Here is a 22,926-nt window from a genome sequence, read left to right as displayed (position 1 = left end):
ATTTTTCGGTTTATCGGTCTAGTAAAACTTTTATCGGTCTAAAAAATAATTTATCGGTCCAGGAAAAATTTTATCGGTCAAACCGCAGCCCTTGCCTCCTCCACCAATAAAAAGCACCGCCAGCAAGCAGCGGTGCCCGAAATCTAACCTTATCTGTTCCCTCCGAACGGGATTTTCATAGCTTTTGCAATCAAAACTGGGAAAGCGGTATTTTCGTGCAGTCCTGCAAACAGGTCGGAGCCTGGGCCGAATGCGTAGACCGGTACGTCAACACCGGTGTGCTGGGTGCTGGTCCAGCCGACGAGTGCGCGTTCGGAGATGACGTCATTGATTGCCATATCCGGCTTGGATGCTGTACGAATTTTTTCCGCTTCTGCATCGGTCAGATCAAGACCTGTGTATTGCTTGACGACATCTTTCACGTTGCTGCGGTTTGCGTCGAGCTTCGAGACCATGAAGTCGCCGGACGCGGTTACGTTGCGGAGGACTTCAACCTTTGCATCATAGACGCCATAGCCGCCGACACTCATGCCGCCTGTGTCATGGTCACCCGCGATGACGACAAGAGTGTGCTTGTCCTTTTTCGCGAATGCAAGTGCTTTTGCGACTGCTTCTTCAAAGGCCTTAACATCGTTCATCGCCCAGGCTGCATCGTGGTCATGGCCGGCCCAGTCGATTTGGCTGCCTTCAACCATCAGGAAGAAACCGTCTTTATCCTTTTTCAGGACCTTCAATGCCGAGTCGGTCATCTCTGCAAGGCTTGGCTGATTGGTGGCATCCCTGTCAATTTCCGGCGCAAGCGCATCATCCGCGAATAAGCCAATCAGCTTGTTGGATTTTGATGCGCCAGCAAGGCCATTCCTATCAGCAACAACCTTGTAGCCGTCCTCTCGGGCATCTGCCAGAAGTGCATCCGGGAAGTATTTCTTACCGCCGCCGAGGATGACATCGACGCCATTTTCAATTAGCTGCGGTGCAATTGCTGCTTCGTCAGCACGAGAAGGCACGTGGGAAGCAAAAACGGCCGGTGTTGCGTGAGTGATGGTCGATGTCGCGACGAGTCCAGTTGCCTTGCCTTTTTCTTCAACTGTTTCAAGGATTGTTTTTACTTCCTTGCCGTCTGGAGTAGTGCTAATCATTCCATTGTTTGTTTTAACTCCTGTCGCCATTGCGGTTCCGGCGGCAGCTGAGTCGGTGACTTCTGAATTAGCTGAGTATGTACGGTGCATTCCGACCAGAATGGAATCCATTTGGCTTTCCTTGCCCTTGAACCAGCGATAGTTGGTTGCGTACGACGCGGAGTAACCATCCGGAACCATGAAGATGACGTTTTTTACTTTACCATGATTCGATTTGTAGGTTGTACCGGCATCGGCGCTTGATCCGCTCAGGAATGTTCCGCCAAGTGTCCCGAGTGCAACAGCGGAAGCAGCCGCAATTGTTAAAACTTTCTTCTTCAACGAGTTTTTCATGCTATCCCTCCTGGGTAATGTAGTACGAATTCAGTATAGATAGTTTGTTTGAAAAGCTTGTTAATGAAGGGTAAATATTCGGTAAACAGTTAAAAACAGGAATTCAAGCCTATGCGTATAGCCTTTCTTAGTCCGTTAGACTTATTCCCGAGGGTATCGACCGATTTTTCAAAAAAAAAGTTACATACTCCCGTAAAAAGAGGGGTATAGGTGAGTGAATTCATACAAGGAGGTACAGTTATGAAGGCAGTTACGTTCCAGGGTGCGAAGGATATTCAGGTTAAGAATGTGGATGATCCGAGGATTGAGAAGCCGGATGATATTATTGTCCGGATTACGTCGACGGCAATTTGCGGGTCGGATTTGCATATTTATGTAGGTGCGCTGCCGACTCATCCGGGTTACGTGATTGGCCATGAGCCGATGGGAATTGTCGAAGAGGTCGGGTCAGAGGTCACAAAGGTAAAGAAGGGAGACAGGGTTATCATCCCGTTCAATATTTCCTGCGGGGAGTGTTTTTTCTGCCAGCATGAAATGGAGAGCCAGTGCGATAACTCGAATCCAAACCCGCTTCTCGATTCGGCGGGTTATTTCGGATTTACAGAGCGATATGGGAATTATCCAGGCGGACAAGCTGAATATTTGCGCGTGCCGTATGGGAATTTCATGCCGTTTGTGATTCCGGAGTCGTGTGAGCTTGAGGATGAAGCACTGCTGTTCATGTCGGATGTCCTGCCGACTGCATGGTGGAGTGTTGAGAATGCCGGGGTGAAGAAGGGTGATACGGTCATTGTACTTGGATGCGGCCCCATCGGCCTGATGGCGCAAAAATTCGCCTGGATGCACGGTGCAGAGCGTATCATCGCGGTTGACAATGTACCATACCGCTTAATGAAGGCAAAAACGATGAACAATGTTGAAATTTACAATTTTGATGACCATGACGGTGAAATTGAAGCTGGGAAGTTCCTGCGTGAGCTGACAAATGGCGGTGCACAGGTCGTCATTGACTGCGTTGGTATGGACGGAAAGAAATCACCGATTGAAAAAGTTCAGCAAAAACTGAAGCTCCAGGGTGGTACGCTTGGCCCAATCCAAATTGCTATGAACGCGGTCCAGAAGTTTGGAACAATCCAGGTGACCGGTGCTTATGGTGCACTGTATAACGCATTCCCGCTAGGGCATATTTGGGAAAGGAACCTTACCGTTAAAACTGGACAGGCTCCGGTTATCCACTATATGCCGATGCTGTTTGATAAAATTACGAATGGCGAATTCGACCCGACCGAAATCATCACGCACAAGGTGCCGCTTGACGATGCCGCAAAGGCGTACCAAATTTTCCATGACCATGAGGATGAGGTCGTTAAGGTTATCTTGAAGCCATAGTTTTATATGTTTAAGCAACTAGCCCTTCCACTCGTGTGGAGGGGTTATTTTTGCTGCAACAGTAATTAAGTTTATTGTAGGTAAATTACCAAATTACCCCAAAAAATATTAGGGAATTCCGCTCTTCACCTCAATGATATGGTAAAATAGTAATAGGTATTTTGATTGAAGGAAGATGGTTATGGAACCACTAAAATCAAGCTTTTGGAAACGTTCACTTCTTGGCCGGAAGGAAAGCCGGGAATTTGAGCAATACCTCGACCAAATTGCCTTTGAGAGGCTTTTTTGGGTCGCAGTTTTGGTTGTTGCCGCATATCCGCTGTTTTTTATTGCCGATATTTTCTTATTCAGAGATTTGGATGATATCGCGGTCAGGGTGAATTTTTTTGTAATCCATTCAATTGCGTTCACTGTGTCAGCCGCTTATCTTCATGTCCGGGCCAAGCTGACCAAGCTTCCAAAGAGGCGGATTAATTATTCCTATATCGCCTTTTATTTGCTGATCGGGCTTGTTTCAGCGCTTAACAGCCAGTTGCTGACCGGCGGTACAATCGATTTTTATCTAATTATTATGTTTGCGATTGCGATTATCTTTCCGATTAAGCCGCTTCATTTTTTTGGCATGCTCGCCGTGTCCCAGCTGATTTTTCTCGGCGCTGTTGCCGAGTTGAATCATAATCAAGTTTCAATTCTCACTAAACAAATCAATTCAACAGGAGCCGCCGCGATTTCCCTGCTGATTGGCTATAGTTTTTATACAAAACGGGGACAGGAGTTTCTCAGCCAGGCGAAGCTAAAAGGAAGGGAAGAAAATTTTCGGAAGCTGTTCAGCATGAATCCAACACCGCTTGTTCTTGCAAATTTTGAAGAAAATAAGGTGCTGCTAATTAACCGCCAGGCAAGGGAATTCTTTACTTTGCACGGCCTTCCCCTTCCGCAGCTGGATACAAGCTTCCTGTTTCGGGACCTGATTGAAAAGAAAGCTATTCTTGATCAGCTCCGCGGGAAGGAAAGTTTGCAAAATTATGTAATGGAATATCCAGATAGCGGATTTGGCTCGAGGTGGGCGATGCTTAATTTTGAAAAGATCAATTATATGGATGAGGGATGTGTGCTTGTCGGGGTTTCGGATATTACTCCTTTGAAAATGAAGGAGGAGGAGCTGCAGCGCCATGCTTCCTTTGACATGCTGACCGGAATTCTGAACCGGCGCCGCGGCATCGAGATTCTAAATCACCACATAAACGCCCGGGATGGCCAGGAGTTTACGCTTTGCTTTGTTGACATTAACGATTTGAAGCTGGTCAATGACCGCTTCGGCCACTTTGCCGGGGATGAGATGATTAAAACGCTTTGTTCAATCATTATTGGAAAAATTGGCCCCGAAGATACATTTTTCAGGCTTGGCGGCGACGAATTCGTAATTCTTTTTGCACGGAAGGATGCTTCAAAAGTGCGGCATCTATGGGAGTCGATTTCCGATGCCTTTGAGATCTTTAATTTAACATCCAATTCCGACTATCGCCTATCCGCAAGCATCGGGCTGTACCACTATACCCCGGGCTGCGGGGCAACCGCTGAGGAAATGCTGGAGTTGGCCGACAAGGAAATGTACAAAGAAAAATCGGCGTTTAAGCCGATGGGAAATTTATAGTATGTGCGGGGCTGTACGGATGGGGCGTACGGCTTTTTTTGTGTGAGTTGGACGGCTAAGGCGTACAGCTCTTGGTTATCAGCTGAACCGCTAAGGCGTACAGCTCTTGGTTATCAGCTGAACCGCTAAGGTGTACAGCTCTTCTTTTGAAAAAGCAAGATCGCGACACGTTCATCTGGTTACTGGCGCGCTATAAGATTAGCTTTGCCGCCAATTTTCCATCGTTGCAAAGTATGGCTGCTGGGTGTAATCGCCGGCAAGTATCAGCCCATCAATCGGCGTTTCCTGTGCTGGCCGAAGCTTCTGGTTGCCAGGCTCCAGCGAGTGAAAGTCGTAATTGTGGTTAATCTGGCGGTAATCAAGGATTTTACCCTCGAGGTCTATGCCGACCTTTTTTGCGTCTTCGATAACGATTTTCAAGGTTTCCTTTGGCTTTAGCTTCAGGAATTTTTCAGGAGGTGTGAGGATGATGGACAACCTACCCTTTGATTCCTGAAACGTCGTCCGTGATTGTTCGGCAAAGCTGCCTAGGCACGTTTCAGGGGCAAAGGTGGTCACGTCAATCGGGCTGACTGGCTCGGTCAATTCAATTTGGAAGCTGACGGCCGGCATCATCGGCAGGCTAAACATCGGCTGAAACCATTCGTGTTTTTCAAAATGCGGCTTCAGCAGGTCCTTTGCGCAATGGAGCGTAGTTGCCAGGATTGTGTGCGGAGCGTGATATTTGCTGCCGTCCTCGAGCCTGACACCTGTTACCTTCCCATCTTCGAAGAGGATGGAATCAACCTTGGCATTTGTTTTTACTACACCGCCTAGCTGTTGGATGCTATCCGCAATCGGCTGGCACATCACCTCGGTCATCCCGCCAAGATAAGCCCCAATTCTCATTTTATAAAATCTCGGGATGGCCGGGGCGAACAGCCCAAAAAAAGCATAAGCCGAATAACGCTCCGGCGGCAAGAAGAATATCCCGGCACTGAGAGGGACAATCAGGTGGTTAAAGGCCTGGTCGGTCACCTTGTGCTTGCCGGCATATTCCCAGATTGACACTTTGTCAAGCTCCCCAGGATTGGCAAGATAATCCTTGAAGCCATCGGCGAAAAAAGGGACAAGTGACAGCTTATCCTCCATCGTCAGAAACGGCGAATCGTTTGCTAGTCCCTTTGCTGTTTTTATCATGCCGAGTAGCGGTGCGAGCCCAAGCACAATCGGCTTGCCTTGATGGACGCGGATATGGATTTTTTCCTCCCACATGAAAATGTCATTAAGCCGAATTCCCGCCCTACGCAGCAGCCTTGGCAAATGCGTATAATAGCCGATGTAACGATGGAATCCGGATTCCACGTGCATTCCTTTTAGTCGATAAGAAGAGGTTCGGCCGCCGACCACCTGTTCACGCTCCAGCAAAAGCACTTTTTTACCTCTCCGGGTCAGTTCATGCCCTGCCGACAATCCTGCCAGCCCGCAGCCTACGATCAGTGCATCTATATTTTCCACATGCATCACCACTTTTTGGAATTTGTGGTTAGTGTTTTCTGAATGGGTGTGTAATATGCTTTGAATTGGGGGGGATGGGATTTTGGCATTATTACATTGCCAATGATTGAAAAAAGGAAAAAGCCCGAGTAATTTTCACTCGAACTGGAGGTTTTGGTATATTTTATTATTGTATTCCCTGCTATATTTATGGGCAGTTAGATAGAGAAGGTTATTTTTCCCTCCATATAACATTCCTACATATCGTATCTCTACCTTTCCCTTCATCCTTCCCCGTAACTGGTTAACCATTTTAGCCAGCGGCTTAATGGAATCCTCTACTAGTTCTTCAGAGATGACAAACTCACTAACCCATTTTTTCTGATCAGTAAATATAATAGATTTTTTAAAGTTTCTTTCCTTAATTAATTCCAATGCATCCATAATCGCAAGAAATTCACAGGTCTCGGATTTCTTGGTTACGATGTTTCTAACATTGCAATGTCCTGTATATACTTTTCTGTTTTCCACTGTTACAATCCCGCTGCCTGCTTTATTAGATTTGGAATAAGACCCATCGACAATAAGGATTGGTACCTCTACGGGGACATTCTCAAACCAGGTTAGTTGTTTTTTCTTCAGTACTTTTAAAATTGACTCGGTCGGTGTTCCTCTTCCAAAGTAGTTCAGGACATCCTTAATGGGATAAAAATAGCGAAAGCCAACTTCCTTAAAGGGCATTCCAGTTTTCCGGAGGCTGGGCAGTCTTTCTTTTTCAATGCCTAAAGTTTTTATTAAAATTTCATCTGTTACATATTTATTTGACTTCCCTTTTTGAGCTAAAAATTCCTTTTCAAGCTCCTTTTGCATTTCGCATGCCTCCAACCACTGCTTCACTTCACTTTCTAAAAAACGATATTGGTTGGCAATAAAATAATGGGGCATTCCTTCCCTAATATGCATGTTAAGTTCAGCCTTTGAAAGAGTAAGCTTGGTTTGTATCTCTTTCCTTTGCAATAAAACTTCCGGAGTTTCCTGGTTTGTCATCCGTGTCACCTACGTTCTTATGTATAACTTGGTAAAAAATACTACCCACCGCCAATTTGGTGTATAATGGAAGCGAATAAGTTCGAGTCTTCTCTATTATCCTCCTTTTCACCCCTCAACACTATTGTTTTTCCGTTTCTTAAAAAAATAAATAAGGATGTGGAGTATGCTTTACAAAGCCAAAACCAAATCTGAAGAACACCTAATCCTAGAATACCTTGACAGGCGCATGAGCTTGAAGGAATCTGACAAACAGCGTCTATACAGACTAAATAAGGGATACGAAGGAGAAGTTCAATTTGAAAAACTGACATCCGGATTGCAAACACCATGCATCATTTTGAATGACCTAACCTTCAAAGTTAACAACTCAACGATTCAAATCGATTCGTCACTCTTATTTGGAAGAATACTCAAATTCTATGAAGTAAAAAATCTTGAAGGTGACTATTATCTCAATGACGACAAGTTTTTTATGCGGGACGGTACAGAGAAAAACAATCCTCTGCTCCAAATGAAACGGAGTGAAAGCCTGTATCGCCAATTATTAAAAGAGTTAGGTTTCGACTTATCCATCGAAGCTTCAACCGTGTTCGTCAACCCTGCGTTCACCATGTACAACGCCCCACTCAACCAGCCAATCATTTATCCAACCCAACTTACTCGATTAACAAATCAATTAAATAAGATTCCTTCAAATTTGACCCAGTCCCATTGGTCTCTCGCTGACAAACTCATTTCTTTAAACCAGGAGAAATCGGAATACACCACACTACCTGACTATCGATTCGACAACCAAAAAAAAGGGGTCACCTGTTACAAGTGCCACTCCTTTGATATAGGTGTTATTGGATATAAAGTAGTTTGTATGCAGTGTGGCCACCATGAGGACGTAGAAGCAGCTGTAATGCGGAGTATAGATGAGCTAAAGATGCTCTTTCCAAATATAAAACTATCAACTAGTATCGTTTACGACTGGTGTTCAATTGTTAGCCAAAGCAAGATTAGGAGAGTCTTGAAGAAGAATTTTAATATAGTAGGAGTCCACCAATGGTCTTTTTATGAATAAATAATGATAGCCAACTTCAAGGTAGTGTTTCTTTACTTATCCGCTTTATGAATGACATCATGATGCATTCGTGACCATGAGTTGTCATTCATTGGCTTTATGAGTGACAACTTGGTGCCTCGGCGACCCTGAGTTGTCACTCATCGGCTTTATGAGTGACATCTTGATGCATTGGTGATCCTGAGTTGTCATTCATCGGCTTTATGAATGACATCTTGATGCATTGTTGACCATGAGTTGTCATTCATTGGCTTTATGAGTGACATCTTGATGCCTCGGCGACCCTGAGTTGTCATTCATCAGCTTTATGAGTGACATCTTGATGTATTGGTGATCCTGAGTTGTCATTCACCGGTTTTATGAATGACATTTCGGTACCTCAATCCTCTTGTTTAGTTATTAATACAGAGGAAAAATTATTCTCCTGTTGAATTATTAAAAACGAGACAAAATTATTGGGGGCTCTCACTATGAACTATGACGCAATTATTATCGGTGCTGGCCTTGCCGGGCTTGTCGCTGCAGCCGAATTGACCGATGCCGGAAAAAAAGTGCTGCTGCTTGACCAGGAACCGGAAGCGTCGCTTGGCGGACAGGCGTGGTGGTCATTCGGAGGCTTATTCCTGGTAGACTCACCCGAACAAAGACGGCTCGGCATTAAAGATTCCAGAGAACTTGCGCTGCAGGATTGGCTTGGGACAGCCGGCTTCGACCGTGAAGACGATGAAGATTACTGGGGACGCCAATGGGCTGAAGCGTACGTAAACTGGGCCGCCGGCGAAAAGCGCGAATGGCTTCACAAACTCGGTGTCCGATTTTTCCCTGTCGTCGGCTGGGCCGAGCGGGGCGGCTATCTGGCTGAAGGACACGGCAACTCGGTGCCCAGGTTTCATATTGTCTGGGGAACCGGTCCAGGCATTGTCAAACCGTTCGAAGAAAAATTGCGCAACGCTATCTCAAAAGGCCTCGCCGACTACAGGCCGCGCCACCGCGTTTCGGAACTCCTCGTACAAAACGGCTCAACCAATGGTGTCAAAGGCGAAATTCTAATACCAAGCGAGGCAAAACGCGGCGAAGTAAGCTCCCGCGAAGCAATCGGCAGCTTCGAATTTACTGCCCCAGCCGTACTCGTGACAAGCGGCGGCATTGGGGGCAACCATGAAATAATAAGAAAAAACTGGCCAACCAGACTTGGTCCCCCACCGAAAAACATGATCTCTGGTGTCCCGGCACACGTTGACGGAAGGATGCTCGAAATCACCGAACAGGCGGGCGGCCGGATCGTCAACCGCGACCGGATGTGGCATTACACTGAAGGCATTAAAAACTGGGACCCGATTTGGCCGAACCACGGAATCCGCATTCTTCCAGGGCCATCTTCCATCTGGCTCGATGCGAAAGGCAGGCGTTTCCCGGCGCCGAACTTCCCCGGCTTTGACACCCTTGGCACGCTCGAAACCATCATGAAAACCGGCTACGATTACTCCTGGTTCATCCTGACACAGAAGATTATTGAAAAAGAATTCGCGCTCTCCGGCTCGGAGCAAAATCCCGACTTGACCGGAAAAAGCATCCGCCAGGTCCTGTCGCGTATCCTGCCCGGTCCGACCGCGCCAGTCAAGGCGTTCATGGACAAAGGCGAAGACTTCATCATTGCCGACAACCTTCCAGACCTTGTCGCCGGCATCAACAAGCTCACCGGTGAGAATCTGATTGACTTCCAAGAACTCGAACGGCAGCTCACCGCCCGCGACCGCGAGATGGACAATACTTTTACAAAGGACCTGCAAATTACTGCTCTAAGAGGTGCACGAAACTATCTCGGCGACAAACTGATCCGCGTCGCCAAACCGCACAAACTTCTTGACCAGAAGAACGGTCCGCTGATTGCCGTCCGCCTGAACATTGTCAGCCGCAAAACTCTAGGCGGGCTACAGACCGACCTCAATGGCCGGGTACTCGGCACAAACGGCCAGCCGATCAAAGGCCTCTATGCCGCTGGTGAGGTTTCCGGCTTTGGCGGCGGCGGCGTCCATGGCTATCGGGCGCTCGAAGGCACCTTCCTCGGAGGCTGCCTGTTTTCCGGGAGACAGGCGGGGCAAGGGGTTATTTCCGATTTGGGTTAAAAGGGTCGACGCCCTCCTGCAAACCGCTTCATTCTAAACGCAACCAGCATAGAACTTCAAGCCCCTCTAAATGAAGCCCGCCACCTTTCACCGGCAGCGGGCTTCTCTTGATTCATCCTATTTTAATGTTGTTGTGATAACAATTCCCGCAGGTTTTCCCCCAACTGGTTCTGCCTCAGCATGTGCTTCCTTTTTCACCGGGTGGAACAGGCTGTATAGCACGGGCACGATGAATAGTGTCAGCAAGGTTGAGGTTGCCAGTCCGCCGATGACGACGACAGCCATCGAGGAGGAAACGATTCCTGCGTGTGAAGATACTGCCATCGGAATCAGAGCGCCGACTGTAGCAATAGCAGTCATTAAAATCGGCCTGATCCGGACTGCACCAGCCTCAATCAAAGCCTCACGAACTCCCATTCCGCCAGCTTGATTTTGCTTTACTTTATCAACGAGAACAATTGCATTTGTCACGACAATTCCATTTAGCATTAGCAAGCCAATCATTGCCGGCATCCCGATTGGTTGATTTACAAGGTACAATCCGAGCAGCGCGCCAATTAAAGAGAACGGAATCGAGAACAAGATGACGAATGGCGCTTTTCCTTCGCCGAAAGCGATGACCATGACCAGGTAAACCAGCAGGATGCTGACTGCAATGGCGATCGCCATGTTGACGAAGCCTTCCTGCATAACGGCTGAGGCGCCTTCTTTATAGTAATTCACTGTATCTGGCAGGTCGAGGCCGGCAATTGCGTCGTCTGCCTTTTTGGTGATTTCGCCTGTATTGCTGTCGGTAATTTGCCCGAACACCATTACATACTCTTTATGGTTCAGGTGGGTAATGACGGTCCTGTTGCTGGCCTTTTTCAATTCGCCGATATCTTTAAGCTTAACCGGCATTCCCATCATATTGGTAATCTGCTGCTCACCCAGGTCCTCAAGCGATGAAATATCGTTCATCCGCAAACCAAGCATTACATCCGTTTTTGTATCGTCCAATATCATCGATGAGACGACGTCGCCATTGATCAGCTCGCGCAAGCCTTTTCCGACCATTGCCGGCATAAGGCCATTTTCGGCTAGCTTTTCGTCATTCATTTCCATTACAATTTCCGGTTCATCCCCTTCAAGCGAGGACCGGACGTCGGCCATACCGTTAATTCCTTTAAGCGCGCTGACAATTTCCTGGCTTGCGGTTTTGATGTCTTCAAAATCTGAGCCGTTGACGACAAGGACGTATTGCGACTGGCCTCCGCCCGCAATGCCGCCAATCCCGGTCACTGTGATTTCTTTTGCCTCATCAACTAGGGCGAATTCATCGCGCAAATCTTCAATAAATCCATCTACGTCCGAAAGCGATTCTTTTACTTCAAAATTGATCGAGGCACTTTCAAATTGGCCATTGACGCTTGTGCTGACGAGTTTCACCTCGTCTTTTCCGAGGAGGATTTCCTCAACGCGGCTGGCAGCCTCGCTTGTTTTTTCAGGAGAAGATCCTTTTTCCATTGTCATGTTGATGTCAAAATTGCTTACCCGTTCCTGCGGCAGGAAGGTGGTTCCGAGCTTTGGCGCGATAAATCCGACAGTTCCGGCTAACAGGATGAGTGAGGCTGCCAGCGTCAGCAAACGGTGGCTCAGTACCCAGCCAAGCGAACGCCGGTAGGTTCTTTGGATAAAGCCATCCTTGTGTTCTACAGGAGTAAGTTTTAACAGGAACCATTTTGATAAAAGCGGAACGACCGTAATTGCAACGACAAGTGAGAAAAGCAGTGAGATGACGATTGTCCAGGCGAGCGGCGCGAACATTTTCCCAACAACACCCGGGACAAAAGCCATTGGCAAAAATACAGCAACTGTTGTAAGGGTCGAGGATGTAATCGCCGCGGCAACTTCCCTTGTCGCTGCTTCAACCAACTGCTCATTCCGTTCCTTTGCGGCGCGTACTCTTCTAAAGACGTTTTCAATGACAACAATCGAATCATCGACAACCCTTCCGACAGCGACGGCAATCCCGGCTAGCGTCATGATATTAAGTGTATAGCCAAGCATATTCAATACTGTTAACGAGGCAAAAATTGATAACGGTATTGAAATGATAGCGATAATCGTTGAACGGATATTCCTTAGGAACAGGAAGGTCACTACCACGGCCATCAGCGCACCAAGTACAGCCTCACGCAGCATTGAGTATACAGAATCCTTGATTTCGACAGATTGGTCACGTAGTATCTCTGTCTTAATTCCTGCAGGCGTACCTGCTTTCTTCATTTCTTCCTTTGCCTTTTCAACAATCGATACGACGTTGGCCCCGCCTTCAGCAATGATGCCGACGCGAACGCCTTCCTTCCCGTTAATCCGGGTAAAATCACTCTTGTTTTCATTTTCATAAGTAATGTCCGCGACTTCACTAAGCTCGATTGGTTGTTTGCCAGGAACGAATAACGAGATTTCGTTAAGATCATCAAGTGATTTCAATTCTTTGCTGACGCGGACTGGCAGTGTTTCATCCGAAAGTGACAAATCACCGGTTGGTATGGCCATGTTATTGGCGGCAATCGCTGTCTTGACAGTCTCAAGGGTGATTCCTTGCTTTTCGGCTTCACCAGGAATCAGGCGGATATTCACGGTTTTTTCAGCAAGGCCGCCTGTTTCCACTTTGCTTACACCGTCAATCGTTTCAAACCTTGGAACGAGTTCATCTTTTACAAATTTTTGGACATCTGCATTCGCTCCATCAGCATAAGCACCGACGTAGAAAACCGTCGGATCTCCATCTGGACCCTGTCGGATGAATTCAGCGTTTTCGGCTGTGTCAGGAAGGGCTATTTTATCAATAGCAGCCCTAGCCAGCTGTTCAGCGTCATCCATGTTCACGGACATATCAAATTCCATCGTTGCATACACTGCATTGGCTACACCGTCTGTATAGACATTTTTAACTCCCTCAAGATTCATTAGCTCCCGTTCGACAGGCTCACCTATTTCCTTTATCGATTGCGCAGGCGATGCTCCCGGAAACGGAATTACGACCGTCAAGTACGGAATATCGACATTGGGATATTTTTCAATATTAATTTCTTTCACAGAGAAAATTCCGCCCCCAATGATCAGTGCCATCATCAATACGAGGGCCACCCCATTCTTCATACTGAATTGAATAATCTTTTTCATGCTCATTCCCCATTCCCATTTATTCTCCAGCCGCAGCTGTTATCCACTTCTCTATCCTAACCGGATACCGCTTTTTCAATATGAAGCTGTGGAAGGATTTTCCTCTAAGACTTAAGACCGAGTGCTATTAGGCTTTCAGGTGAAAAGATTGTAAATTTGTTGGGAAAATTCTAATTAATTTTCAGATTAATGGAAAAATAGGATAGGACAAACAATCTATTTCTTGTATAATAAAAGTGAATATCTGGATATAGCTGCCTGGAAAAATTCACAAAATACCGAAATCTCTCCTGAATTATTTAATAGGAGCCTCTATACTGCTTTTTTTGAAAGGAAGGTTAGGGAATTGTTTAATACGGAGCAAGCACGAGCAGGATCAATTTACTCAAGTAAGCATTATGAGGCCGAAACGCTGCAGTTGGCCCTCGCATATGCCAAGGAATTAATTTCACGGCATACCGCTGATGGCTTCTTTACATATGTCTCCCCCTCGATTTCAACGCTGCTTGGCTTTTCCCAGGAAGAAGTAGCTGGCCAGAGTATTTTTTCACTTTGCCATCCGGATGACAAAGCTACGGTCAATCAGCTTTTCCTTTATTTGTGGAATAGCGATAGGCGCGTCCGCTTCCGGATCCGCAGAAAAGAGGGCGATTATATTTGGTTCGAAACAAGCAGCGCCAAAGCTGGTGAGTTAAATGAATTCCTATTAATCTCCCGGGATATTACCACACAAATGATTATGGAAGATGGAATCCTTGAAACACAGGAGCGTTATCGCCTGCTTGTTGAGCACTCCAGGGATTCGATCGGAATGGTGACCGATAAAGGCATCTGGACATACATTAACAGTGAAGCGAAGAAGCTGTTTGGTTTTGCAAGCGCCAAGGAAGCGATTGGCACCTCTCTATTTGAATACGTCCTCTTCTCAGATTATCCACTCCTCACAAACCACCTGAAGGAAATGCGGAACATACATTTTGACTTGACGATAAAAAGGACTGATGGTGACCTTAGGAAGGCCCATGTATCACTGATTCCGATGACGTTTAAGAACAGGAAGATTTTCCAGGTTATCATTAAGGATATTACTGTCCAGAAGGATACGGAGGAAAAGCTGCTGCAGGCTGAAAAACTTTCCTTCGTCGGCCAGATGGCGGCGGCGATTGCCCATGAGGTCCGCAATCCGATTACATCGATTAAGGGCTTCACCCAATTCCTTAACGAAAAGGATCCAAATGAGTATTGCCAGGTTATCCTCAGTGAATTGGATCGTCTCGACGGAATCGTCAATGATTTATTGGTACTAGCCAAACCTCCGTTAAATAAAACATCGGTCTGCAACATTGTCCATCTTACGCAAAACGTTCTGGCTCTCCTAAAGCCTTTTACCGAGATTGAAAATATTACATATATTGAAAACTACGAAACTGCGGAAATGCTTGTCCAGTGCGAGGAGGATAAGCTGAAGCAAGTTTTAATCAACATCCTTAAGAATGCAGTTGAGGCGATGCCTGCCGGGGGTACTATTTTTGTATCCATCAAGCAAGAGGAAAATGCTGTCTGGCTGACCGTTGAGGATGAAGGCCCTGGAATTGAAAAAGAGAACCTTGTGCGAATCGGTGAACCGTTTTATAGCACAAAGGAAAAGGGTACCGGCCTCGGGTTCATGGTATGCAAGAAAATCATCGAAGAGCATGGCGGAAGGATTCTCATCCGCAATCGTGAACGAATCGGGGCGGCAGTAAGCATCCTGCTTCCAGCAATTACGGCGTAACCATTCTGATTACATAAAGTGGTAAAAATGAATATAAATAAAATCCCAGTCCATAGGTGGGCTGGGATTTCTTTTGCCTGTCTTGGGATTCAATTTTTAAGATGTGACACATCACCTATTTTTTATATTGGGCTGAATGGCTGTCAGTGAACTTTTCCGACTGCCCTCTGGCAATGCTTAACGTTTGCCAGCTGTCGCCTTTGATCATTTTTGCGATGTAGACGATTTGGCCTACATGCCCGGATTGGTGGATGACTGCGCGCTGAATCGCATTTATGGCCGAGTAGGGTTCGCTGCGGATCGTGATTGTCCTTGCAAGGTCATCATCTGTCATGTCGTCAAGTGTTTCGAACAGGATATTCCAGCCGGCATTCCAGGTTCGAAGCAGTTCTTCCTTTGATTTGAACGCTCCAATAAATTCTTCATCCCGCCTCCGGTCCGGCTTCTCACCGTCCTCAGTCAAAAAGGAGCTGAACCTTGACTTCAGGTTCCCACTCATATGCTTGACAAGAACGGCGATACTGTTTGATTCCCCGTTTGGAGTGTAATGCAGCTCTTCAAGTGACAGCTGCTCCATCGCACTCTCTGCCTGTTTCTTCATTCCCTTGAAGCTTTCTGTTACAATCGTTAAAAAGTTGGTTTCTGTGTTCATTCCACATCTCCTTTCCTGGATGGTTAACTTTATTCCGCACGTACGGCGGACTTCCCTCCTTTTTGAAAAAGATTGTATTTCAGTAAAAACTATGGTATCGTTTGATTTTTTAAATACTCATGATAAAGAGGTGACCAAATGCAGGAACATGCATCTTTTACCGGACTTATGCTCGTGGTTTCTATCGCGTTTCTTATACCTATCTTACTGCACCGCTTCCGTCTTAAATTCATGCCTGTCGTTGTGGCTGAAATCCTCGTTGGTATCATCCTTGGACAAAGCGGTTTTGACATCATACATTCCGGCCCCTGGCTGGCAGTATTATCTACTCTGGGACTAATTTATCTGATGTTTTTGAGCGGTGTTGAAATAGATTTCAGTGCTTTTAGCAAAAAAGGAAAAGCCTCAGGCAAGCTGCCAAATCCTTTCCTTATTTCGCTGATCATCTTTGGGCTGATGCTCGGGCTATCATTTGCATTGGCTGAATTGATGAAATGGATGGGGCTTGTGAAGGACCCGTTTGTAATGGCAATCATCCTTGCAACGGTTTCGCTTGGTGTCGTCGTTCCGGTTTTAAAAGAAAAGAAACTGCTCAACACCGAACTGGGGCAGACAATCCTGCTAACGGCGGTCCTATCTGACTTTGTGACAATGCTCCTGTTTGTTTTTTATCTTGCTTCAAAAACGGAAGGCGGCTTAAGTCCGATTTGGATTTCAATCCTGTTAGTTTTCGTATTCATTGTTTATTTTGTTATTAAAAAAATGGACAATGGCAAGGTGTACGAGTCCCTGCGCCGGGGAACGACCCAATTAGGGACGCGCGGAACCTTCGCATTGATTCTTTTGTTTGTGGTACTGGCGGAAGCACTTGGTGCCGAAGCCATACTGGGTGCATTTTTAGCTGGAGTTATTGTTTCGCTCCTATCGCCATCGAAGGATTTTATTCACCAGCTTGATTCATTCGGCTACGGATTCCTGATTCCAATCTTTTTTATTATGATTGGTGTTAACCTTGACCTCGGAGCTATTTTTAATGACCCAAACGTCTGGCTGCTCATCCCAGTCATGCTACTCGCTATTTATATCGCCAGGGTCATTCCGACCCTTCTATTAAGGCGATATTATTCATGGACAGAAACAACAAGCTCCGGTATCCTGCTTGGCGCAACCCTGAGCCTGGCAATTGTTGTCGCAACTGTTTCCCTCGATTTCGGGATAATTTCGAATTCGGTTGCCAGCGCAATCATATTGGTTTCCATCCTTAGCTGCTTCATTTCTCCAATGATGTTCCAAAAGAGCATCCCGACTATTTTACCGGAGAAGCCACGCGTCTCCATGGTGGGGGCCAACACGATCACTCTTCCAGTCTCACTTGATCTTCAGGCTGAAGGATTTGAGGTTACTGTCTACAGTGCAGCACAAAACAAGCTTTATGATGAGGATCACAACTTCCCAATTGTGGAACTTGATAAACTAAACACAGAAACCCTATTTGCGGCCGGGGCCTTTTCGGGCAATGTCCTTGTACTCGGAACGGGCGATGAAGAGAAAAATCTTGAATTCGCGACTTTTGCAAAAATGAAGGGCGTTGAAAGAATCATCGTACGGGCCGAGGTTCCCGAAATGCATAGCAAGCTTACCGCGGAAGGGTATACTGTGTTTTCGACGACTATTTCTACAAGGGTACTGATGAAATCACTCGTCGATAACCCAGGAATGATCCAGATGATTTCTCAACCTGGCACCTTGCAGCAGCTGATTGTCGGCAACACCCTATACCACGGGCTGCCACTCCGCCAGCTGCCATTCCTTGGTGATGCCCTGATTGTAAAAATATATCGCGGTGACATCCCGATTATTCCGCATGGTGATACAGAACTGCTGATAGGCGACCGGCTGATTGTTAGCGGGAGCTCGGAAAGCATACAGAGGCTTACGGATGAATTGGGTTAGAGGAGTAAAGTTTATGTTTGCTAGACTCTAAATTATAGCTGCAGCAGATTCTCTTAATAGAGAGTCTGCTGTTTTGCTATAATGGGTACATCTATTAGGCTGAGGTGCTTCTATGAAAAAAACAATCGGGATGTTTGCGCATGTGGATGCCGGAAAGACGACGCTTGCCGAGCAGCTGCTTTACCAAACGGATGCAATCAGGCATAGGGGACGGGTCGACCACAAGGACACGTTTCTCGACCATCATGTTATTGAAAAACAAAGAGGCATTACTGTTTTTGCCGAGCAGGCGAGATTTACGTACCGAAACTCAGATTATTATTTGATTGATACGCCTGGACACGTCGATTTTTCGCCGGAGATGGAGCGGGCGATTGCCATGATGGATGCTGCGATTATTATTGTTAGTGCCGTTGAAGGGGTTGAAGGACATACTGAAACCGTTTGGAGCCTTCTGAAAAAACACGATATTCCTGTTTTCTTTTTTATTAATAAAATTGACCGGACAGGGGCTGAGCAGGGCCGGGTGCTCAAGGAAATTCGCAGCCAGCTGACCCGGGATGTTTGTGATATAGCCGGATTGCAAGAGGATGGCCGAATGGAAGAAGAATTGGCCGAATTCATTGCCGAACGGGATGACGAGCTCCTTGAACACTATATGGAGGACGGCTATGAGCCAGTGCTTTGGCTGGAAACAATGCAAAAGCTGGTTCACGAAGGGGGTATTTTTCCTTGCATGAACGGCTCTGCGCTTCAGGACATTGGCGTTGCCGAGTTTTTGCAAAGGCTGGATATTCTGACGATTACTCATTATCAAACGGATAAACCATTTGCCGGACGGGTATACAAACTGCGCTACGATGAAAAAGGGACAAGGATTACATTCATTAAAGTGTTGGCTGGCACATTGAAGGTCCGCGATGAAGTTCAGTATGGCGAAGAGTTTTTTGAAAAGATAACCGGGATACGGATATATAGCGGAAATAAGTTTACAACAGTCAACGAGGCCTACGCTGGGGACATTGTTGCTGTGACAGGGCTGTCAGAGGCTGCTGCCGGCGAGGGGCTTGGAACGTTAAAAGAACCTGCTAGCTATGAAATGGTATCCGCACTGAAGTCGAAAGTCCTGTTCGACAGGAGTTTGAACGCAAAGGATGTCCTCGGTTATTTTAAAAAGCTTGATGCCGAGGATCCTTCGTTGAATGTCAGCTGGGAGGAGCGCTCGCAGGACATCCATTTCCATGTGATGGGGGTCATCCAGCTAGAGGTGATAAAGCAGGTTGCTCATGACCGCTTTGGCCTTGATATCAGCTTTGCCGAACCTGAAATTTTGTATAGAGAGACAATTGACGGACCAGGGGTTGTCGGTTATGGCCATTTCGAGCCGCTCGGCCATTATGCCGAGGTTCATCTGAAGCTTGAGCCTGGTCCCCGAAACAGCGGGATTTCATTTGAGAGCATCTGCCATCCAAATGACCTTGAAATTGGCACACAGAATGTTATCCGAACCCATTTGTTCGAACGTGATCATCACGGGCTTTTGACAGGATCTCCAGTTACAGATATGAAAATAACGCTGTTGACTGGCCGGGCCCATAACAAGCATACATCGGGCGGCGATTTCCGCGAGGCTTCTTTCCGGGCGCTGCGCCAGGGACTTGAAAAAGCAAGAAATATACTGCTTGAGCCCTTCTATGAATTTAGGATAAAGATTGAAGTGAATCATATCAGAAGAATTTTAACAGATATCCAAACAGCTCACGGCAGCTTTGACACACCAGAAACACACGATAACTACACAATTATAACCGGGAAGGTCCCTGTTGCTACATTCATAAATTATGGTCCAGAGTTTGCGTCAATTACTGGTGGAAAAGGTACACTGAACCTAGTGCTTGCCGGCTATTACCCTTGCCATAATCAGGATGAAGTAATTGAGCAGATTGGCTATAAGAAGGATGCCGATCCCGACTATAGTTCATCATCAATCTTTTGCGCAAAGGGGCACGGCTATACCGTCCCATGGGATGAAGCAGAGGCAGAAATGCATTGTTTATGAAAGTTATAATGCGGAATGTCCGATTCTGAATGGTACATGACAATATCGACCTTTTAAAAAAGACAACCTCCATCCTTATATCAGGATTCAGGTTGTCTTCAGCATACTTACATGGCAGCCGGGTGGGTTAGCCTATATGATTGCAATGCCTGCTGCAGGCTGGAAAAAGTATTAATCCTGGATGTGTCTATTCCGAGAAGAACCATAGTCTGGGCAATCTCAGGCCTAATTCCGCTCAATACTGCCTGAACTCCTAAAAGCCTCAGCGCATCTATAACCTGGAAGATTTGGTTTGCGACCATCGTATCAACAATCGGAACCCCTGACAGGTCAACGATAAAATAGGTAACACCAAGCTGGGCACTCTTCCTAAGTGATTCTTCCATTAGCAGCTTGGCCCGGTATGTGTCGATGGTTCCAACCAGCGGCAGCACAGCCACTCCGTCTTCAAGGGGAACAACTGGAACCGACAATTCTTCGATTTCCCTCTGCGCCTTTTTCATCATATCCTTATGATGTGCCACGAACGCAATGCTGAAGCTTTGGGCAGCCTTATCAATGATTCTTTGCAATTTCTTGTTCGCCTCATGATAATTACTTAGCGATATTTCATTTTTCTGGCCTAATTCATATATAATTTCGGTCATTTCTTCGCGATAATAATTCAGTTCATCCAACGCCATATCGATAGTCATTCCGAGTTCGTAACAATATGCCCCGGTCTTTTTGCCCCATTCTTCAATCTTTGCCAGAGCAGTATCGAGATCATCAACGAGCAATTCCTCGTATAATCCTATCAGATTTACTCTTTCTTTGCGGAGCTGTTCTGAAATCGGTCCAAGCTGCTCAGGATACTTCTCAACTTGTTTATCGGTTATTTCATTGGCAAGATCCACTTTTATTTCTCTAATTCTATTAATAACACCTGAAAAATCATACATATCCTAAATCTCCCTTCCAACAAGGGATATTACCCTAACTTCTTTGTGGGTAAACCATTTTTTAAAAACTTGAGATTTCCCCTGTTAAAAGCCCATTTTTGCATAAGTCCAGCAAAACATCGTCTGTAAAATCCAATTATTTAGAAAGGTGAATGCAAGGCGATTGATTCTTCCGTATTGTCAAGTTTTATGGAGGCGATTGAAACCGTCCTTCGCGGACAATTCCATATGCTATCCACCTCAAAATGTCCTTGAAACCATACTTCAAGGACAATTCCACATGCACTCCACCTCAAAATGTCCTTGTAACCGTCCTTCGGGGAAAAATCTCTCTGCCAGCTTGGCTCAATATTGAAAAATCTATTAAGAACAGCCTGGCTCCTCCCTTTTACGCAGGTGACGGACCAATGACAATTGAAGCCTTAACAGGATAAATAAAAAGGGATAGGTTAGGGCTGAGTGGTACAGCTTCCACTCTTCATGATAAAACATGCCGGTTTTGGTTGCGATCCATTCATATAGCACTGAAAAGACGGTCCAGACTCCCATATAAAGGATTTTTATAAATTTACTCCTATCATAAGGATAAAAGTTCAAAAACAAGGGATTGATGGATAAATAGAGCGGAGTTAATAGCGTAGTCGGCCACTCGGCTTTTTGATTGTCGGAAAAATACCCATACCAGTCTAACTTAATATGAAGATAAACGTCGGTCAATAATTGGAAGTAAGTTGCCATGCCGGTTGTCGCGTATAAATCCATTAGCGGAATCCTTTTTGGCATAAAAAAAACAAGCAGGGGAAAAAGAATGGCACTGATTACTAATAACCACATTTTGATGCCCTTCCCTTCGGCTGTATAATCATTCCGTTTAGTTTGTGCCATGACAGGGATATTAAACCGGGGCTATTTCTAGTAAAAAAGCACGTCCGAATACAGTCCAAAAGAAAGCGCAGTCTGCTTAATATGCTTTTCTGGCAACTGCGCACTTTACCACCACTTTTTATTTTTCTTCCGCAATTGCATTCCTTATGTCGTATTCGCTGAGATTGATATCCAGTTCCATATCGAGTGCCAGTTTTGCAAGCTGCAAGCCCAAAAATGGTCCGATTGTTAACCCGGTTGCCCCAAGTCCATTTGCCGCAATGACCCCTTTCCAGCCCGGTATGTTCCCTGCGACTGGAACACCTCCAGCAGTAAACGGGCGGAATCCAACCTTTCCTCCTAGGAATATACCATCTGCCAGGCCTGGGGCAATTTCCAGTCCATCAGTTAGATTTTTATGAACCCCTCTTGCGGTTAAGCGGGCATCATACCTGTCACTATCGTTTTCAGTCGTCGAACCAACTACAACCCTGCCTCCGTCCAAAGGAACGATGTACTGGGTGGAAGGATCTATTACGGCCGGCCACTTCTCCATCCCTTTTGCACCTGGTAACTTTAGATGGATTGTCTGTGCCTTCTCAAAGTTCACATTAAAGGTAAGGCCCATCGGCTTAAAAATTGCCTCTGCCCATGCTCCGGCACAAACAATGACCATATCTGCCATATAACAATTACTTCCCACCTTTGTACCAGTCACTTGGCTCCCGTTAAATAGAAGCTCCGCGTCGCCGCTTATCCTAACGGCACCATTCCGTTCTGCAATACGAAGCAGCGAATTACGCAGGAGGCGTCCTTCTACAATGGCCGCCCCTTGAACAAAAACAGAGTGATAACCATCTGATAACAGTGGAAAGAGCGTACTGCTTATCTGTTCAGTGAGTCGGGAAATTTCTCCGATTTCCCGGGCATAGCCTTCCCTTAACCTTGCCCGCTCTTCCAACTTCTCTATTTCCGATTCCTCGTGGTGAATAATGAGTGCACCGGCTCTTTGGTAACCAACCTCCTGCTCGCCTTCTCTGTTTAATTCTTCAATTAGAGTTGGGAAATATCCCGCCCCAGCATTTGCCATCGTATACCAGGCTTCACTTTGCCCACCAACCAGCCAAGGACAAACAATGCCAGCAGCAGCCTCAGTTGCCTGTCCTTTATCCTGTCGGTCAATTATATGGACCTCCGCACCCATCTTTGCCAAATGATATGCTGTTGATGCACCAAGAATCCCAGCCCCAATCACGATAATTTTTTTCATAAAAAAATC

15 protein-coding genes are annotated in these 22,926 nt (G+C 46.2%); 7 read left to right on the top strand and 8 right to left on the bottom strand.

Annotated elements, in window-relative coordinates:
* Positions 1-149: 149 nt before the first annotated feature.
* The gene (locus AM500_RS03560) at positions 150-1,472 is read right to left on the bottom strand and encodes an alkaline phosphatase (RefSeq protein WP_082347120.1); all 1,323 of its coding nucleotides are present in this window, start codon (positions 1,470-1,472) and stop codon (positions 150-152) included.
* A 240-nt stretch (positions 1,473-1,712) separates the two neighbouring features.
* On the opposite strand from AM500_RS03560, the gene AM500_RS03555 reads away from it, so the two are divergent.
* Positions 1,713-2,861, top strand: a complete 1,149-nt coding sequence (locus AM500_RS03555; protein ID WP_053597975.1) for a zinc-dependent alcohol dehydrogenase — start codon at positions 1,713-1,715, stop codon at positions 2,859-2,861.
* Positions 2,862-3,042: 181 nt separating this feature from the next.
* Complete coding sequence (locus AM500_RS03550) at positions 3,043-4,515, top strand: sensor domain-containing diguanylate cyclase (RefSeq protein WP_053597974.1); 1,473 nt, start codon at positions 3,043-3,045, stop codon at positions 4,513-4,515.
* A gap of 198 nt (positions 4,516-4,713) precedes the next feature.
* Here AM500_RS03550 and AM500_RS03545 read toward each other — a convergent pair whose 3' ends face one another.
* Both AM500_RS03545 and AM500_RS03540 read right to left on the bottom strand, forming a co-directional pair.
* The gene (locus AM500_RS03545; RefSeq protein WP_231688097.1) at positions 4,714-6,012 is read right to left on the bottom strand and encodes a hydroxysqualene dehydroxylase; all 1,299 of its coding nucleotides are present in this window, start codon (positions 6,010-6,012) and stop codon (positions 4,714-4,716) included.
* Positions 6,013-6,147: 135 nt separating this feature from the next.
* Positions 6,148-7,038 carry a reverse transcriptase-like protein gene (locus tag AM500_RS03540; RefSeq protein ID WP_053597972.1) on the bottom strand — a complete coding sequence of 297 codons (891 nt, stop codon included), beginning with the start codon at positions 7,036-7,038 and terminating at the stop codon, positions 6,148-6,150.
* 166 nt (positions 7,039-7,204) lie between these two features.
* Here AM500_RS03540 and AM500_RS03535 point away from each other — a divergent pair, with 166 nt between their 5' ends.
* Positions 7,205-8,107, top strand: a complete 903-nt coding sequence (locus AM500_RS03535; RefSeq protein ID WP_053597971.1) for a nuclease-related domain-containing protein — start codon at positions 7,205-7,207, stop codon at positions 8,105-8,107.
* A gap of 470 nt (positions 8,108-8,577) precedes the next feature.
* Complete coding sequence (locus tag AM500_RS03530; protein ID WP_053597970.1) at positions 8,578-10,233, top strand: FAD-binding dehydrogenase; 1,656 nt, start codon at positions 8,578-8,580, stop codon at positions 10,231-10,233.
* A 117-nt stretch (positions 10,234-10,350) separates the two neighbouring features.
* Here the strand turns inward: AM500_RS03530 and AM500_RS03525 are convergent, their stop codons facing one another.
* The gene (locus tag AM500_RS03525; RefSeq protein WP_053597969.1) at positions 10,351-13,404 is read right to left on the bottom strand and encodes an efflux RND transporter permease subunit; all 3,054 of its coding nucleotides are present in this window, start codon (positions 13,402-13,404) and stop codon (positions 10,351-10,353) included.
* Between the two features lie 346 nt (positions 13,405-13,750).
* Here AM500_RS03525 and AM500_RS03520 point away from each other — a divergent pair, with 346 nt between their 5' ends.
* Positions 13,751-15,178, top strand: coding sequence for a PAS domain S-box protein (locus AM500_RS03520; protein WP_053601608.1), 1,428 nt, complete (start codon positions 13,751-13,753; stop codon positions 15,176-15,178).
* A gap of 115 nt (positions 15,179-15,293) precedes the next feature.
* On the opposite strand, the gene AM500_RS03515 is transcribed toward AM500_RS03520, so the two are convergent.
* Entirely contained in the window at positions 15,294-15,830 is a 537-nt protein-coding gene (locus AM500_RS03515; protein ID WP_053597968.1) for a DUF1572 family protein, read from the bottom strand.
* Between the two features lie 138 nt (positions 15,831-15,968).
* Here AM500_RS03515 and AM500_RS03510 point away from each other — a divergent pair, with 138 nt between their 5' ends.
* Positions 15,969-17,783: a monovalent cation:proton antiporter family protein gene (locus tag AM500_RS03510; RefSeq protein ID WP_053597967.1), complete on the top strand. Its 1,815-nt coding sequence runs from the start codon at positions 15,969-15,971 to the stop codon at positions 17,781-17,783.
* A gap of 112 nt (positions 17,784-17,895) precedes the next feature.
* On the top strand, positions 17,896-19,842 hold the full coding sequence (locus AM500_RS03505) for an elongation factor G (RefSeq protein WP_053597966.1): 1,947 nt from the start codon (positions 17,896-17,898) through the stop codon (positions 19,840-19,842).
* A gap of 107 nt (positions 19,843-19,949) precedes the next feature.
* Here AM500_RS03505 and AM500_RS03500 read toward each other — a convergent pair whose 3' ends face one another.
* From AM500_RS03500 to AM500_RS03490, 3 genes are all read right to left on the bottom strand, one after another.
* The gene (locus AM500_RS03500) at positions 19,950-20,783 is read right to left on the bottom strand and encodes an STAS domain-containing protein (protein ID WP_053597965.1); all 834 of its coding nucleotides are present in this window, start codon (positions 20,781-20,783) and stop codon (positions 19,950-19,952) included.
* A gap of 363 nt (positions 20,784-21,146) precedes the next feature.
* Positions 21,147-21,617, bottom strand: coding sequence for a hypothetical protein (locus AM500_RS03495; RefSeq protein ID WP_053597964.1), 471 nt, complete (start codon positions 21,615-21,617; stop codon positions 21,147-21,149).
* 169 nt (positions 21,618-21,786) lie between these two features.
* Positions 21,787-22,917: an NAD(P)/FAD-dependent oxidoreductase gene (locus AM500_RS03490; protein ID WP_053597963.1), complete on the bottom strand. Its 1,131-nt coding sequence runs from the start codon at positions 22,915-22,917 to the stop codon at positions 21,787-21,789.
* Positions 22,918-22,926 lie beyond the last annotated feature (9 nt).

The organism is Bacillus sp. FJAT-18017 (assembly GCF_001278805.1).
GTDB lineage: Bacteria > Bacillota > Bacilli > Bacillales > Cytobacillaceae > Bacillus_D.
The sequence above is the reverse complement of the archived record's forward strand: the minus strand, read 5'-3'. Positions and strand labels throughout refer to the sequence as shown.